Origin of the sequence: Flavobacterium sp. KACC 22758 (genome assembly GCF_028736135.1) — a bacterium.
Taxonomy (GTDB): domain Bacteria; phylum Bacteroidota; class Bacteroidia; order Flavobacteriales; family Flavobacteriaceae; genus Flavobacterium; species Flavobacterium johnsoniae.
In genome coordinates this window covers 3,507,556-3,525,150 of sequence record NZ_CP117878.1, presented here as the reverse complement: position 1 = coordinate 3,525,150, position 17,595 = coordinate 3,507,556, and the positions used below count along the sequence as shown (strand labels likewise).

9 protein-coding genes, 2 tRNA genes and 3 rRNA genes are annotated in these 17,595 nt (G+C 37.6%); 12 read left to right on the top strand and 2 right to left on the bottom strand.

The window, feature by feature from the left end:
• Positions 1-13: 13 nt before the first annotated feature.
• From PQ462_RS14840 to rrf, 12 genes are all read left to right on the top strand, one after another.
• Positions 14-1,213, top strand: a complete 1,200-nt coding sequence (locus PQ462_RS14840) for a glycoside hydrolase family 88/105 protein (RefSeq protein WP_274250574.1) — start codon at positions 14-16, stop codon at positions 1,211-1,213.
• 12 nt (positions 1,214-1,225) lie between these two features.
• Positions 1,226-2,431 (top strand): glycoside hydrolase family 88/105 protein, encoded by a 1,206-nt coding sequence (locus tag PQ462_RS14835; RefSeq protein ID WP_274250573.1) that lies wholly within the window; start codon positions 1,226-1,228, stop codon positions 2,429-2,431.
• Between the two features lie 22 nt (positions 2,432-2,453).
• Positions 2,454-3,674 (top strand): glycoside hydrolase family 88/105 protein, encoded by a 1,221-nt coding sequence (locus tag PQ462_RS14830; RefSeq protein ID WP_274250572.1) that lies wholly within the window; start codon positions 2,454-2,456, stop codon positions 3,672-3,674.
• A gap of 185 nt (positions 3,675-3,859) precedes the next feature.
• On the top strand, positions 3,860-5,458 hold the full coding sequence (locus PQ462_RS14825; RefSeq protein ID WP_274250571.1) for a glycoside hydrolase family 43 protein: 1,599 nt from the start codon (positions 3,860-3,862) through the stop codon (positions 5,456-5,458).
• Positions 5,459-5,467: 9 nt separating this feature from the next.
• Positions 5,468-7,468, top strand: coding sequence for a pectate lyase (gene pelA, locus PQ462_RS14820; protein WP_274250570.1), 2,001 nt, complete (start codon positions 5,468-5,470; stop codon positions 7,466-7,468).
• A 109-nt stretch (positions 7,469-7,577) separates the two neighbouring features.
• Positions 7,578-8,924: a glycoside hydrolase family 28 protein gene (locus tag PQ462_RS14815; RefSeq protein ID WP_274250569.1), complete on the top strand. Its 1,347-nt coding sequence runs from the start codon at positions 7,578-7,580 to the stop codon at positions 8,922-8,924.
• Positions 8,925-8,937: 13 nt separating this feature from the next.
• Entirely contained in the window at positions 8,938-9,681 is a 744-nt protein-coding gene (locus PQ462_RS14810; protein WP_274250568.1) for a rhamnogalacturonan acetylesterase, read from the top strand.
• Positions 9,682-10,376: 695 nt separating this feature from the next.
• Positions 10,377-11,890, top strand: a 16S ribosomal RNA gene (locus PQ462_RS14805).
• Positions 11,891-12,015: 125 nt separating this feature from the next.
• Positions 12,016-12,089 (top strand) — tRNA-Ile (locus tag PQ462_RS14800).
• Positions 12,090-12,229: 140 nt separating this feature from the next.
• Positions 12,230-12,303: transfer RNA gene (locus tag PQ462_RS14795), tRNA-Ala, on the top strand.
• A 152-nt stretch (positions 12,304-12,455) separates the two neighbouring features.
• Positions 12,456-15,339: ribosomal RNA gene (locus PQ462_RS14790) — 23S ribosomal RNA — on the top strand.
• Positions 15,340-15,490: 151 nt separating this feature from the next.
• Positions 15,491-15,600 (top strand): 5S ribosomal RNA (gene rrf, locus PQ462_RS14785).
• Together the 16S, 23S and 5S rRNA genes with 2 tRNA genes alongside form the textbook arrangement of a ribosomal RNA operon.
• Positions 15,601-16,272: 672 nt before the next feature.
• On the opposite strand, the gene PQ462_RS14780 is transcribed toward rrf, so the two are convergent.
• Together PQ462_RS14780 and PQ462_RS14775 are read right to left on the bottom strand one after the other, a co-directional pair.
• Positions 16,273-16,653, bottom strand: coding sequence for a hypothetical protein (locus PQ462_RS14780; protein ID WP_274250567.1), 381 nt, complete (start codon positions 16,651-16,653; stop codon positions 16,273-16,275).
• 2 nt (positions 16,654-16,655) lie between these two features.
• Entirely contained in the window at positions 16,656-17,561 is a 906-nt protein-coding gene (locus PQ462_RS14775) for a hypothetical protein (RefSeq protein WP_274250566.1), read from the bottom strand.
• Positions 17,562-17,595 lie beyond the last annotated feature (34 nt).

The following is a 17,595-nucleotide window of genomic DNA, read 5'->3' as shown; positions in this document are numbered from 1 at the left end:
ACAAAATATAAGAATGAACTATAAAAAAACAGTCTTTGCGTTTTTCCTGTTGTACAGCATTTTTACTGTAGGTCAGAACAATGAAAATCAAAGTAGAATTGCTGTTTCGGCAAAAGCAAAATGGTCAGAAAAAACAGCTGTAACAATACTGAACAAATATCCAAAAGCCTGGCAGATCGATGGAACTGAGAAACCAAAATGGGATTATAAAATGAGCTTGACTTTGTCTGCTTTTGAAAAATTGTATTTAAAAACGAAAGACAAAAAATATCTCAATTACATAAAAGAATATGCTGATGAACTAATTGACGCCAATGGAAATATTGCCAAATATGATATTAAAGAATACAATATCGATTATGTAAATCCGGGAAAACTGTTGTTTAATTTATATGACGTAACCAAAGACAATCGCTATTTAACAGTTATCAAACAATTAAAAACGCAGATTGAAAGCCAGCCCAGAACAGCAAGCGGCGGATTCTGGCACAAGCAGATTTATCCTAATCAAATGTGGATTGACGGTTTGTATATGGCAGAACCTTTTTATACGCAGTATACTGTTAAGTATGAAAATGGTAAAAGTTTAGATGATATTGCAAAACAGTTTGAATTGGTTCATACTTATATAGTAGATAAAAAAACAGGACTGCCTTATCAGGCTTGGGATGAAAGTAAAGAAATTGGCTGGGCAAACGCAGAAACAAGAACATCACCAACAATCTGGAGCAGAGGAATAGGATGGTATATGATGGCCTTGGTCGAAACGCTGGATTATTATCCTAAAAATCATCCAAAACAAAAAGAATTGGTAAGTTATTTGAATGAAATAGCAAAAAACGCAGTTCAGGCACAAAGTCCGTCAGGATTATGGTATCAGGTTGCTGATAAACCAGAATTGCAGGGAAACTATTTAGAATCATCAGGTTCAGGAATGATTATTTATGCCTTGGCAAAAGGAGCAGATAAAGGATATTTAAACGCTTCGTATAAAAAAACAGCACAAAAATCTTTTGATGCATTTGTAAAAGAATTTGTCAAAACAAATGAAAATAATGAAATTACAATTTCAAATGTTTCATCAAACGTAGGATTAGGCGGAAAACCATTCCGTGATGGCACAAACGAATATTATGCTAAAAGCAAAACAAAAGACAACAGTTCGCCGGCATTAGCAGCATTTTTGCTGAGTGCAGTAGAATTAAACAAGTAAAATTGATTTAAGATGATAAAGAAAAGCCATTTTAGTTTTGCCCAAATCATGCTTATAAGTATGATGCTGTTTTCATTGAATGCACTTTTGGCACAATCCTCAAATACCATTTCAAAAGATTTAAAATGGTCAGAGCGAATGGCACTTTCTGTTATCAAACGTGCTCCGCAGGCCTGGCAGGTTGATAATAACGAAAAACCAAAATGGGATTATAAATTGGGTTTATTGATGACTTCTTTTGAAAAACTGTATCAAAAAACAAATAATCCTATTTATGCAGATTACATCAAAGCATACGGAGAAACAGTAATTAATCCTTCGGGAGAAATTATGAATTACAAACTTGAAGATTATAATATCGATTATGTAAATCCGGGTAAGTTTTTGTTTGATCTTTATAAAAGAACAAACGACAATCGTTATTTAACAGCAATACAGACACTACGCAAACAATTGGAAACCCATCCAAGAACAAATTCAGGAGGATTTTGGCATAAAAAAATATATCCGTATCAAATGTGGCTTGATGGTTTGTATATGGGAACGCCTTTCTATGCACGCTATACCGTTGAATTTGATAATGGAAAAGATTTAGATGATGTTGCCAAACAATTCGAACAAATACATCTGCATACGCTCGATAAAAAAACCGGACTGCTTTTTCATGCCTGGGATGAGAGCAAACAGATGCCTTGGGCGAATAAAGAAACCGGAGTTTCACCCAATTTCTGGTCGCGTTCTATTGGCTGGTATATGATGGCTCTGGTTGATGTTTTGGATTACATGCCAAAAGAACATCCAAAAAGAAAAGAACTTATTCAGTATCTAAATGATATTTCAAAAGCAGTGGCAAAATATCAGGACAAATCAGGATTATGGTATCAGGTTACAGATGCGGGAAATAAAGAAGGGAATTACCTTGAGGCTTCGGGATCTGAAATGTTTGTTTACGCTTTCGCGAAAGGAGTAAATAAAGGATATTTACCAGCAAAGTATAAAAAAATAGCTCAAAAAGGTTTTAATGCCATAACTGAAAAACTAATAAAAGTTGATGCAGACGGCGAAATTCATATTACACAGGTTTGTGCCAGTGCAGGTTTAGGAGGAAATCCATACCGAGACGGTTCTTTTGAATATTATATTAAGGAGAAAATTAAAATAGACAACTCACACGGATTAGGGCCTTTTATTTTGGCCGCATTAGAAGTAGAAAAATAGTAGAATTTAAATATATTTTGAAATGAAAAATAGTAGGAAACACAGTTTTATGTCGGTTTTATTAGTTTGCGTAATGGCTTTAACAGGCTGTAAAGTAACTTCACAAGAAACGACAAAAAAAGAAATCGTTATTTCGAAAGACATGAAATGGTCAGATAAAATGGCTTTAACTTTAATGAAACGTCATCCAGAAAGCTATATGCTTGATGATGCCAAAAAGCCAAAATGGGATTATGTTCATGCTTTGGTCCTGCATTCAATTGAAGAATTAAACAAGAAAAATCCAGATCCTCGTTACAAAGCTTACATAAGAGGTTATGTAGATGAATTAGTACAGGAAGACGGAACAATTAAAACCTATGAACTAGACAAATACAATATTGATTTAGTGGTTCCTGGACGTCTGCTTTTTGCTATTTATGCCGAAACTAAACAGGATAAATATTTAAAAGCAATGCAGTTGGTTCGCCAGCAGTTAACAGAACAGCCTCGTACTGCGAGCGGCGGTTTCTGGCACAAACAAATCTATCCAAACCAAATGTGGTTAGACGGCTTGTATATGGGAGAACCATTCTATGCAGAATATACTGCGACATTTGAAAACGGAAAAAGTTTTGATGATATCGCAAAACAATTTGAATTAATTCAGTTGCATGCTACAGATCCAAAAACAGGACTGTTATACCACGGATGGGATGAAAGCAAAGCAATGCCGTGGGCAAATAAAGAAACAGGAAATTCTCCAAATTTCTGGTCTAGAGCTTTAGGATGGTATGTAATGGCATTGGTAGATGTTTTAGATTATTTTCCAAAAGATCACCCAAAAAGACCAGAGCTGATAAAATACTTAAACAACGCATCTGCAGCTTTGGCAAAATATCAGGACAAATCTGGATTGTGGTATCAGGTTACAGACAAAGGAGGAGAAAAAGGAAATTATTTAGAAGCTTCAGGATCTGCTATGTTTGCGTATGCTTTTGCAAAAGGAGCAAACAAAGGATATTTACCATCAAAATATAAAAAACTGGCTAATAAAGCGTTTGACGGATTAACAACAGTTTTAATTAAAAAAGTTGACGAAGATGGCGGGATTACTTTAACAAACTGCTGTCAAGTTGCAGGTTTAGGAGGAACTCCATATCGTGATGGTTCTTATGAATATTATGTAAACGAAAGAAAAAAAGATAACGACCCTAAAGCAACTGGTCCTTTTATTTTGGCAGCTTTAGAATTGAATAGATAGTTTATAATTGTTAATTATCAATTATTAATTCTGGATTGTGTGGCTTTTATTGTCTTCCTGAGCTAAGTCGAAGAATGGCAGAGTAAGTCCTCAAACTAATTCCAGACGTCTTAATTACACAAACCCGACAGGTTTTAATCCCGAGACTTCGGGACTGTCGGGTTAAATAAAATAATAATTTAAAAATGAAAAATATAAAAATCGTTATTCTTCTCCTTTCCGTTTTTTCTTTTCAAAAAAATACGGCACAAGCCTGGACACCGGATAATGGAGACGGAACTTACACAAATCCTATTATTCATGCCGATTATTCAGATCCAGATGTTGTAAGGGTTGGAGATGATTTTTATATGACAGCATCTTCATTTAACTGTATTCCCGGACTGCCGATCCTGCATTCTAAAGATTTGGTAAATTGGAAAATTCTAAGTTATGCACTGCCAAAACAGCCTCCGTTTGATACTTATGATAAAGTGCAGCACGGTAATGGCGTTTGGGCACCCTGCATAACCTATCATAACAATGAATTTTATATCTACTATCCAGATCCTGATTTTGGTATTTACATGATAAAATCAAAAAAAGCCGAAGGCCCATGGTCAGAACCTCTTTTAGTAAAAGCAGGAAAAGGACTTATAGATCCGAGTCCGCTTTGGGATGATGACGGAAAAGCCTATTTAGTACATGCATTTGCCGGAAGCCGTGCACAGATTAAAAGTTTAATTGTAGTATGCAGCATGAATGCCGAAGGAACAATTGCGAATAGCGATGAAGTTATGGTAATTGACGGACATGACGGCGAAGGTACAATCGAAGGCCCGAAATTCTACAAAAGAAACAATTACTATTATATTTTTGCTCCGGCAGGAGGAGTGCCTACTGGCTGGCAGACGATTTTAAGATCGAAGAATGTTTTTGGTCCTTATGAGAAGAAAAAAGTTTTAGAACAGGGATCAACGAAAATAAACGGTCCGCACCAGGGAGCGTGGGTGCAGACACAAACTGGAGAAGACTGGTTTATTCACTTTCAGGATAAAGGCGCTTACGGACGAATTGTGCATTTACAGCCTATGAAATGGGAAAAAGACTGGCCGGTAATGGGGCAGGATTTTGATAAAAACGGAATTGGAGAACCTGTTACAACTTATAAAAAACCAAATGTTGGCAAAAAATATCCAATTGAAAATCCGGCTGCATCAGATGAATTTAACGAACCAAAATTAGGATTGCAATGGCAGTGGCAGGCAAATTCCCAAATAAACTGGGGTTTCCCTACAAGTATGGGCTATTTGAATTTGTTTTGCATGACAATTATTAAAGACAGCAGACGAATTTTTGAAGCTCCAAATTTATTATTACAGAAGTTCCCTGCTGAAGAATTTTCGGCGACAGCCAAATTAACTTTTAATACAAGGCTCAACGGAGAATCGACGGGACTAATTATAATGGGATTGGATTATAGTTATTTGTGTTTTAAAAATGATAACGGTAAATTATATCTAAATCAAAAAACAGGAACTTTTAATAAAACGGTTTCAGAAACCGAAACAAAACCGGTTTTGATTTCCAACAATACAATTTATTTGAAAGTGAAAGTTAAAAAAGGCGGCATTTGCAGTTTCTTTTACAGCTTAGACGATAAAAACTATCAGCCTATTGGAAATGATTTTACTTCAACCGAAGGAAAATGGATTGGTGCTAAAATGGGACTTTTTGCTTTAAGCGAAAAAGTAACAAACGATTCTGGAAATGTGGCCGTTGATTGGTTTAGGGTAACGAAATAAAATTTTAAAATGATTCAGTTAAAAAAAATCATATTACTTTTTAGTATTGCTTTGAGTTTTAGCATCCAGGCACAGAATACATATAAAAACTGGTCGGATATAATTCGTAAAAGTGATGCATCATGGTTTGGCAGTGATGAAGCTAAAAAGATTGCCGAAAATGTACTGCTTTATCAAAGAGATATTGGCGGATGGCCAAAAAACATTCAAATGCAGAATGAACTGACTCCTGCGCAAAAAAAGGATCTGCTTGAAATTAAAAAGACCACAAAAGAAACCACAACAGACAACGGAGCAACTACTCAGGAAATGCTCTTTATGTCTAAAATGTATGTGCAGGTAAAAGACGAGCGATACAAAGAATCATTTTTAAAAGGATTAAATTATTTACTCGAAGCACAATATGCAAATGGAGGCTGGCCTCAGTTTTATCCATTAAAAAAAGGATATTATACACACATTACTTATAATGATGATTCGATGATCAATATAATGAATGTGATAAAAGCTGTTGCAGACGAAACCGATTACTACAGTATAAAACCTTCAAAAGATATTGTTGAAAAAAGTAAAAAAGCTTTTGACAAAGGAATTGACTGTATTTTAAAAACACAATACAAACAAAATGGTGTTTTAACAGCGTGGTGCGCGCAGCATGATGAATTTACTTTTGCCCCTGCAAATGCAAGAGCTTTTGAACTGGCATCCTTAAGCGGTTACGAATCAACAAAAATTGTTTTGCTGTTAATGGCTGTTGAAAAACCTTCACGAGAAATAGTTATCGCCGTAAAAAGTGCTGTTGAATGGTTCGAAAAAACTAAAATTACTAATTTAGAAGAAAAAAGAGTTTTAAACGACGCAGGAAAAGTTGTAGACAAAAAAATGATTCCTGCTGTAAATGCGGGACCAATTTGGGCTCGATTTATGGATTTAGAAACAAATGAACCTTTTTTCTGTGATCGTGACGGTATTAAAAAGAAGTCAATAGATCAAATTGGCGCCGAAAGACGAAACGGTTATTCATGGTATACAGACGCGCCAAAAGAAGTCTTAAAGAAATTTCCAGACTGGGCAGTTAAAAACGGTACAAAAGTTTCAGCTTCTGAAAAGAAAAATGTCAGTTTAATTACAGTTGCTCAGGACGGATCAGGAGATTTTACCAAAATACAAGATGCAGTGTATGCCTGTCCGGCATTTCCTTATGAGAAAGTTACAATTTATGTAAAAAACGGAGTTTACAATGAAAAAGTCCGAATTCCGGAATGGAATAATAATGTGATTTTAAAAGGCGAAAGCAAAGAGAATACCATCATTACCTTTGATGATAATTTTTCAAAAATCAATTTAGGACGAAACAGTACTTTTTATACATCAACGCTTTTAGTAGAAGGAGATGATTTTTCAGCATCTAATTTAACTATCAAAAATGCTTCGGGTGATAAAGGACAAGCAATAGCCTTATCTGTTACCGGAACTCGCGCTAAAATTTCCAACTGTACTATTTTAGGAAATCAGGATACCTTATACTTATCAGGAAAAAATGCAAAGCAGTACTTTAAAGACTGCTATATAGAAGGTACAACCGATTTTATCTTTGGAGGTGCTACAGCCTTATTTGAAAATTGTGTTATTCACAGTATTAAAAGTTCGTATGTTACAGCAGCTTCAACTCCTGAAGGAGTAGATTTTGGTTTTGTTTTTAAGAACTGTAAACTAACGGCTGAAACTGCAGCAAATGCAGTTTATCTAGGAAGACCATGGCGCATTTATGCAAAAACAGCTTTTCTAAACTGCGAATTAGGTAAACAAATTAAATCTGAAGGCTGGGAAAATTGGTCAAAACCAGATGCAGAGAAAAATACCTTTTATGCCGAATACAATAACACTGGAGAAGGGTTTCAGCCAAAGAAAAGAGTAACATGGTCACATCAGCTTACCAAAAAGGAAGCCGATAAATATTCAATAGAAAATATCTTAAAAGATACAGTGACAAATTGGTATTTAAATTAAGGTACTGAGATTCTAAGATGCTAAGTATCTGAATTAGCCTTAATATCTTAGAATATCTGTACCTAAAACCTTAGAACCTTAGCATCTCAGAACCTTATAACCTAAAAAAATGAAATATCTTCTTCTACTATTAATTTCCTGTGTTTCATTTGCTCAGCAAAATGATTTTCCAAGAGCAAAAGTTGATTCAATAATAAGCAGAATTCAGCCTCCTGTATTTTCGGCTTATCAGGTTAATGTTTTAAAATTAGGAGCAAAAGGAGATTCCATTACAAATAATAAAGCTGTTTTTGATAAAGTAATGGCTTTATGTAAAAAGAAAGGCGGAGGAACTATTATAGTACCAAAAGGAATTTATAAAATAAATGGACCTATTCATTTAGTAAGTAATGTAAATCTGAAAATAGAAAAAGGAGCAAAAATAAAATTCAGTGACAACCCTCAGGATTATCCTTTAGTATTGACAAGCTGGGAAGGTACAATGCTCTATAACTATAGTCCGTTGATTTATGCAGTTGATTGTACCAATATCGCTATAACAGGAGAAGGGACAATTGACGGCGAGGGAGGGAAAATATGGAAAAGTTTTAAAGCTAAAGAAGGACCAGGTAAAAATCTGAGCAGGGAAATGAATCATAGTAATGTTCCTGTAAACGACAGAAAGTTTGGAGAAGGTTACTTTTTGCGTCCGCAGATGATCCAGTTTTTAAATTGCAAAAATATATTAGTAGAAAATGTTAGAATTGAAAACTCGCCATTTTGGTGTCTGCATCTTTTAAAATCACAAAATATAACGGTTCGAGGCATCAGCTATAAATCATTAAACTATAACAATGACGGAATTGATTCTGAATATGCAAAAGATGTTTTAATCGAAAATGTAACTTTTGACAACGGCGATGACAATGTAGCTATAAAAGCCGGGAGAGATCATGAAGGAAGAGCCAATACAGCATCGCCAAGCGAGAATATCGTAATTAGGGACTGTAACTTTAAAGGACTGCACGGAGTTGTCATTGGCAGTGAAATGTCAGCAGGTGTACAAAATGTGTTTGTTGAAAACTGCAAAACCGCCGGCTATTTAAAAAGAGGAATTTATTTAAAGACCAATGCAGACAGAGGAGGTCACATCAAAAATGTGTTTGTTCAAAATTTACAATTAGATGAAGTCGAAGATTGTCTTTATATAACAGCAAATTATCATGGAGAAGGTGAAGGTTATCAGTCTGATATTTCAAATATCCATTTTTCAAATATTACGTGTAATAAAGCATCAGAATCTGGAATTGTTATTCAGGGATTCCCCGATAAAAAAATCAGAAACATATCCTTAAATAATATAGATATAAAAGAAGCAAAAAATGCCTTGTCAAATGAAAATGCAGAAAATGTAATAATGACTGATGTTTTTATAGGTAAAAGAGCAACTGTGCCAACGGCGGTTTCAAAACATTAAATAAAAGAATAAAATGAAAAAACTCATCTGCTTAATATTATTAATCTCCACAACCTGTTTCGCACAAAAAACAACCTTATATACTATAGGTGATTCTACAATGGCCAATAAGAAAGATCCGGATCGAAATCCAGAACATGGATGGGCTCAAGTATTGCAGTCTTTTTTTAATGATGATATTATAGTAGTAAATAAAGCTGTAAATGGCAGAAGCACCAAAAGCTTTATAAATGAAAAGCGCTGGGACTCTATTTATAAAAAACTGAAAAAAGGAGATTACGTATTTATAGAATTTGGGCATAACGATGAAAAAATAGAAGACTCAACCCGTTATACCAATCCACATACTACATATAGATATAATTTGATTCGGTTTGTAAAAGAAAGTCGTGAAAAAGGAGCTATTCCAGTTTTGCTTACATCTATTGCCAGACGTAATTTTAATGAAAAAGGAGTTTTAGTTCCTACTCATGGCGATTATCCGCTTGAAACACGTTTAACCGCACAAGAATATAAGGTGCCTTTTATAGATTTAGAATACTATACAGAATTGTTGGAACAATCTTATGGTCCGGAAAAATCAAAAAAACTGCATCTTCATTTTAAAGCAGGAGAGAATCCGTATTATGATAAAGACAAAGCCGATGATACACATCTTTCTTTGGAAGGGGCAAAAGCAATAGCACAAATTGTGATCAATAGGATTAAAGCGGAAGAAGATTCGTCTCTTTTAAGACTTAAAAAGGGAATCAAATAACATTAAACACTATTACTACTTAAATATAAAGAGAATTAATACATCTTCGATACCTATCTATTATATAATATAGACTATAATAAAGAGAATATACAGATGAAAAATCAATATCATTTGTGGTAGTATAAATGAAAAATAGCAGGAATGAAATAATTTCTTACAGTTGTTCAAAAAAGTTGAGATTGTAAATCAGCTGTTATGAGTTAGTTAAGAAAAAGTTTTAAAAAAGATTGAAATTATATAAGGAAAAGGCTTGTAAATGTAAATAAAGGTGGTACTTTTGCACCCGCAACAGCGAAAAACGTTCACAGAAATACTGACAGGCAATACGAATTAAAAGAGAAGAAATTTTCAAAAAAAAGATTCGAAAAAGCTTGTGGGATTTGAAAATGCTTTTTACATTTGCACCCCGCAAAACACGGAAAGTTCATTGAGAGACTGGCAGGAAAAGAAGAAAAACAGAGACGAAAAAAAGTTTCAATTTTTTTTTAAATTTTTCTTGCGAGAAACAAAAAGAAGTTTTAGTTTTGCACCCGCTTTGAGAGACAAGCGAAAGACAAAGAAATTACGTTCGTAGACATATTGAATTAACAGCCGTTTTAACAGAGATGTTAGAACAAAAGAAATAAGAGTAATAGAATCGAAAGATTCGAAAGAAACCGATAGATATTTGTCGAGATATAATATTAAAATATACGATGAAGAGTTTGATCCTGGCTCAGGATGAACGCTAGCGGCAGGCTTAACACATGCAAGTCGAGGGGTATAGCACTTCGGTGCTAGAGACCGGCGCACGGGTGCGTAACGCGTATGCAATCTGCCTTTCACAGAGGGATAGCCCAGAGAAATTTGGATTAATACCTCATAGTATTATGGAGTGGCATCACTTTATAATTAAAGTCACAACGGTGAAAGATGAGCATGCGTCCCATTAGCTGGTTGGTAAGGTAACGGCTTACCAAGGCTACGATGGGTAGGGGTCCTGAGAGGGAGATCCCCCACACTGGTACTGAGACACGGACCAGACTCCTACGGGAGGCAGCAGTGAGGAATATTGGTCAATGGACGCAAGTCTGAACCAGCCATGCCGCGTGCAGGATGACGGTCCTATGGATTGTAAACTGCTTTTGTACGAGAAGAAACATCCCGACGTGTCGGGACTTGACGGTATCGTAAGAATAAGGATCGGCTAACTCCGTGCCAGCAGCCGCGGTAATACGGAGGATCCAAGCGTTATCCGGAATCATTGGGTTTAAAGGGTCCGTAGGCGGTTTAGTAAGTCAGTGGTGAAAGCCCATCGCTCAACGGTGGAACGGCCATTGATACTGCTGAACTTGAATTACTGGGAAGTAACTAGAATATGTAGTGTAGCGGTGAAATGCTTAGATATTACATGGAATACCAATTGCGAAGGCAGGTTACTACCAGTTTATTGACGCTGATGGACGAAAGCGTGGGGAGCGAACAGGATTAGATACCCTGGTAGTCCACGCCGTAAACGATGGATACTAGCTGTTGGGCGCAAGTTCAGTGGCTAAGCGAAAGTGATAAGTATCCCACCTGGGGAGTACGAACGCAAGTTTGAAACTCAAAGGAATTGACGGGGGCCCGCACAAGCGGTGGAGCATGTGGTTTAATTCGATGATACGCGAGGAACCTTACCAAGGCTTAAATGCAGACTGACCGATTTGGAAACAGATCTTTCGCAAGACAGTTTACAAGGTGCTGCATGGTTGTCGTCAGCTCGTGCCGTGAGGTGTCAGGTTAAGTCCTATAACGAGCGCAACCCCTGTTGTTAGTTGCCAGCGAGTAGTGTCGGGAACTCTAACAAGACTGCCAGTGCAAACTGTGAGGAAGGTGGGGATGACGTCAAATCATCACGGCCCTTACGCCTTGGGCTACACACGTGCTACAATGGCCGGTACAGAGAGCAGCCACTGGGTGACCAGGAGCGAATCTATAAAGCCGGTCACAGTTCGGATCGGAGTCTGCAACTCGACTCCGTGAAGCTGGAATCGCTAGTAATCGGATATCAGCCATGATCCGGTGAATACGTTCCCGGGCCTTGTACACACCGCCCGTCAAGCCATGGAAGCTGGGGGTGCCTGAAGTCGGTGACCGCAAGGAGCTGCCTAGGGTAAAACTGGTAACTAGGGCTAAGTCGTAACAAGGTAGCCGTACCGGAAGGTGCGGCTGGAACACCTCCTTTCTAGAGCCTGGGTGTTAGCAGTAATGCACGCTTGGGAAAAAAGATGAAATTTAAAGGTTTTGAATTTTAGATTGTATTACTCTTGCTGTTAATTTAAAAAAAATGATAAAAATTAAGTAAAACAGAGTCTCGTAGCTCAGCTGGTTAGAGTACTACACTGATAATGTAGGGGTCGGCAGTTCGAGTCTGCCCGGGACTACTTTTTAAGAATTGACAATTAATAATTGTTAATTGCTAATTAAAAAGACTGAAAAGCTTAAAAAGAAGGAAATTCTAGAGTTGAAAGATTACGGATTACAAATAATTCCTAATTCATAATTCACAATTCATAATTAGATTGGGGGATTAGCTCAGCTGGCTAGAGCGCCTGCCTTGCACGCAGGAGGTCAACGGTTCGACTCCGTTATTCTCCACAAAATAATTGGCAATTATCAATTGATAATTATTAATTGTTAAAGTTCATTGACATATTGAGATAAGAAAATAATAAGAAAGTAGAAAGCGTTTTTGTTATAACTAACAAAAACAAAAAAAAACGGTCTTGTTTTAAGTAACAAGATTGGTACAATAAGCAAAATAAGGGCGTATGGGGAATGCCTAGGCTCTCAGAGGCGATGAAGGACGTGATAAGCTGCGAAAAGCTGCGGGGACTGGCACACACAGATTGATCCGCAGGTATCCGAATGGGGCAACCCGCTATATTGAAGATATAGCACACCGATAGGTGGGCAAACCCGCTGAACTGAAACATCTAAGTAGGCGGAGGAGAAGAAAACAAAAGTGATTCCGTAAGTAGTGGCGAGCGAACGCGGATTAGCCCAAACCAGTGCTGTTACGGCAGTGCTGGGGTTGTAGGACCACGACATTTTATGCATGCAGAACCGGAAGTTACTGGAAAGTGACGCCATAGAGGGTGATAGCCCCGTATGGGTAATAAATGTAATAGATAGTGGTATCCTGAGTAGGGCGGGGCACGTGAAACCCTGTCTGAATTCGGCGGGACCATCCGCTAAGGCTAAATACTCCTGAGAGACCGATAGTGAACCAGTACCGTGAGGGAAAGGTGAAAAGAACCGTGAATAACGGAGTGAAATAGATCCTGAAACCATACGCTTACAAGCGGTCGGAGCCCTTTCGTGGGGTGACGGCGTGCCTTTTGCATAATGAGCCTACGAGTTAACGCTGCTGGCAAGGATAAGTACTTCAGGTATGGATCCGCAGCGAAAGCGAGTCTGAATAGGGCGCTTTAGTCAGTAGTGTTAGACGCGAAACCGTGTGATCTACCCATGGGCAGGTTGAAGCTGTGGTAACACACAGTGGAGGACCGAACCGGTTGACGTTGAAAAGTCTTCGGATGACCTGTGGGTAGGGGTGAAAGGCCAATCAAACTCGGAAATAGCTCGTACTCCCCGAAATGCATTTAGGTGCAGCGTTGGTTATAAAGTTATACAGAGGTAGAGCTACTGATTGGATGCGGGGGCTTCACCGCCTACCAATTCCTGACAAACTCCGAATGCTGTATAATGTTCACTAACAGTGAGGGCTTGGGTGCTAAGGTCCAAGTCCGAGAGGGAAAGAACCCAGACCATCAGCTAAGGTCCCCAAATATATGCTAAGTTGAAAGAACGAGGTTTGTCTGCCCAGACAGCTAGGATGTTGGCTTGGAAGCAGCCATTCATTTAAAGAGTGCGTAACAGCTCACTAGTCGAGCGGACGAGCATGGATAATAATCGGGCATAAGCATATTACCGAAGCTATGGATTTGCAAGTAATTGCAAGTGGTAGGGGAGCATTCTAACAGGGTTGAAGGTTTTTCGTAAGGAGGGCTGGACTGGTTAGAAAAGAAAATGTAGGCATAAGTAACGATAATGCGGGCGAGAAACCCGCACACCGAAAAACTAAGGTTTCCACAGCTATGCTAATCAGCTGTGGGTTAGTCTGGTCCTAAGGCGAACCCGAAAGGGACAGTCGATGGCCAACGGGTTAATATTCCCGTACTACTAATTACTGTGATGGGGTGACGGAGTGATGAAAGCGCCGCGAACTGACGGAATAGTTCGTTGAAGTACCTAGCTATAGGTCCTGTAGTAAAATGCGCAGGAACTGGTGAAATACGATAGTACTCGGAGTCTTCGGACAAAGAGATAGTGCGCCTAAGGGCTTCCAAGAAAAACCTCTAAACTTCAGGTAATTAGTACCAGTACCGTAAACCGACACAGGTAGTTGAGGAGAGAATCCTAAGGTGCTCGAGAGATTCATGGCTAAGGAATTAGGCAAAATAGACCTGTAACTTCGGGAGAAAGGTCGCCCTGAGCAATCAGGGCCGCAGTGAAGAGGTCCAGGCGACTGTTTATCAAAAACACAGGGCTCTGCAAAATCGTAAGATGAAGTATAGGGCCTGACACCTGCCCGGTGCTGGAAGGTTAAGAGGAGATGTTATCTTCGGAGAAGCATTGAATTGAAGCCCCAGTAAACGGCGGCCGTAACTATAACGGTCCTAAGGTAGCGAAATTCCTTGTCGGGTAAGTTCCGACCTGCACGAATGGTGTAACGATCTGGACACTGTCTCAGCCATGAGCTCGGTGAAATTGTAGTAACGGTGAAGATGCCGTTTACCCGCAGTGGGACGAAAAGACCCTGTGCACCTTTACTATAGCTTAGTATTGACCTTGGATAAATGATGTGTAGGATAGGTTGGAGACTATGAAGCGGCGTCGCCAGGCGTTGTGGAGTCATTGTTGAAATACAACCCTTTGTTTATCTGAGGCCTAACCCCGTGCTGCGGGGGACAGTGCTTGGTGGGTAGTTTGACTGGGGTGGTCGCCTCCAAAAGAGTAACGGAGGCTTCTAAAGGTTCCCTCAGTACGCTTGGTAACCGTGCGTAGAGTGCAATGGCATAAGGGAGCTTGACTGAGAGACATACAGGTCGATCAGGTACGAAAGTAGAGCATAGTGATCCGGTGGTTCCGCATGGAAGGGCCATCGCTCAAAGGATAAAAGGTACGCCGGGGATAACAGGCTGATCTCCCCCAAGAGCTCATATCGACGGGGGGGTTTGGCACCTCGATGTCGGCTCGTCACATCCTGGGGCTGGAGAAGGTCCCAAGGGTTGGGCTGTTCGCCCATTAAAGTGGCACGCGAGCTGGGTTCAGAACGTCGTGAGACAGTTCGGTCTCTATCTACTGCGGGCGTTAGAAATTTGAGTGGATCTGATTCTAGTACGAGAGGACCGAATTGGACTAACCTCTAGTGTATCTGTTGTCCCGCCAGGGGCACCGCAGAGTAGCTACGTTGGGAAGGGATAAGCGCTGAAAGCATATAAGCGCGAAACCCACCACAAGATGAGATTTCTTTTAAGGATCGTGGAAGATGACCACGTTGATAGGCTATAGATGTAAAGGCAGTAATGTCATAGTCGAGTAGTACTAATAATCCGTAAGCTTATGTACACCCTTTTCCCGGGCCGAAAGGCTCGGGAGGAAACTTTCTAAAACAAAACTTACTTTTCTTTATCTCAGTATGTTAAAATATTGTTTAATTGATAATTAACAATTTATAATTGATAATTAATAATTAAAAGCTGCTAGCAGCGAATAGCCTTAAGGTGGTTATTGCGGCGGGGCTCACCTCTTCCCATCCCGAACAGAGAAGTTAAGCCCGCCTGCGCAGATGGTACTGCAGTTTTGTGGGAGAGTATGTCGTCGCCTTTCTTTTAAAAACCCTATCCGAATTGGATAGGGTTTTTTGTTTTATAATTGTTTTTGGTTTTCTTTTATTCCTTCTGATTTTGTGGTTTATAATCTATTAAACTGTTTTAAAATTTCTATTTCTTCTTTTGTTTTCAGTCTGGTAATAAAACTATTTCCATTTTTATATTTAAGAAATACATTTTTTTTGATGAGATTCAGAATGTGAAACTGAAATTAGGCTAAAACATTCTTTTGAAAAAAAATCTATATTTATTATTTTTCTTAATTCTGAAATTCAAGGTCTTACATGTATAGAATTTGTTTCTCTTGCCATCAATCCTCTAAGAATATTTCGATCCAGTTTTCGAGCAGTTTGCCCTAAAAGAATATAAAACGAATAGTATATGATTAGCTTTTAAAGAATGTACTTTTTATATAATCAGGAAATTAGAAAGTCAACTTGTAAAAGTATATTGCAGAATATTTCATTACAAGAAATAGAGAACAAATGATAAAAAATCAAATATAAAATTAGAAAAGAATATAACCACTAATCGACGCATGTAATTGATGAATTAGAGAATATAGTAAAAGATGTGAAATAAAAAAGGACAGTTTAAAACTGTCCTTTTTTACTGTTTTTCAAAATGAGTAATAAATTGAAACTATTATGTGATAGAAAGCTTTAGTTTGTTATTCTACCAATTCAAAATCTCCTTGATCAATATACTTAAGAATAGCTTTGTAGTTGCTTCCAACGATTTGTGCAGTATTATCTCCATTATTTAAAGTAATTGGATTAACTTGTGAAGCTGCAGTTGTAAAAGTCATTGTATAAACAACTCCGTTTACAGAATAATCTACTCTAAAAGGTCTGTTTATATCAACAAAATTAGTTTCGATTTTTATTCCATATTTTGTATTTGGACTGATACATTCATTTTCAGATATTTTTGAACCATCAGCATGTACAAAAGAAATGCCTTTAGTATAAATAGGTGTTTCTTCATGTTCTGAACAAGCCAAAAACAGAAATATAACTAATGCTAAAATACAGTATTGTTTAATTTTCATGATTATTGTTTTTGATTTATTACTATTTCTTTATCAGTACCGCCTACACTCACAATATATTTACCTGTTTGTAAATCATTAAAAACGGCCTGGCCATTTTGAATGTTCTGGCTTGAAATTTTCACACCATCTTTTGTCAAATCGGCTTTAACTTCATTTTCATCGTAAAGAACTTTGATAACACCGCCGGCATAACACACTGCGTCTTTTTTATAAAAAACAGCGCTGCCTAATTTAACCGTAACGGTCCATTGTTTTACTACTGATTGATCTTCTGAAAGTATTTGAAACTTTACAGGATTAGTAAAATCAATACTATTTGAGCCTGAAATTTTATTAGTTGTTCCTATGAACAATTTGGCTCCAAGACTCAATTCAAACAAAGCATTTAATGTCGTAACATTTGTTCCTTTACCTGCATACAATGTTATTTGTGATCCCTGAATAGTTTTAGCTGCTTTCAAATCTTTCAAACTAAAATCTATAATTTCAGTTTCACTTTTCAATGCAGGGCTTGCAAAGCTATAAGATTGGAATAAATCTCCGTAGTGTTTGTTGTTTTCAAATACTTTTGTCTTTTCTACATTTTTAACAGCATTGTTTGCGGCATCATAGATCTTGAAATTAACTATTTCATTATCTGTATTAGAAAAAACAGTTAAATAAACCACATACTTTTTTTCAGTCTGTACATAAATTGGACTGGCAATTCCGCGACACTCTCCATTCACAAAAGCTGCTACTTTGTCACTGGAACTTGTTAATGTTTTTCCATCGACATTTATGAAACCTTCAAATGACATTGTATATTGAAATTTATTTTCATTTACTGACCAGTCTGGTGATTGGCCAAATGCAGTATTACTTATTATAAAAAGCAATATTGCTATATGGATATAATTTCTCATTTTTAATTGATTATAAACTCCTAAAACAAACTTT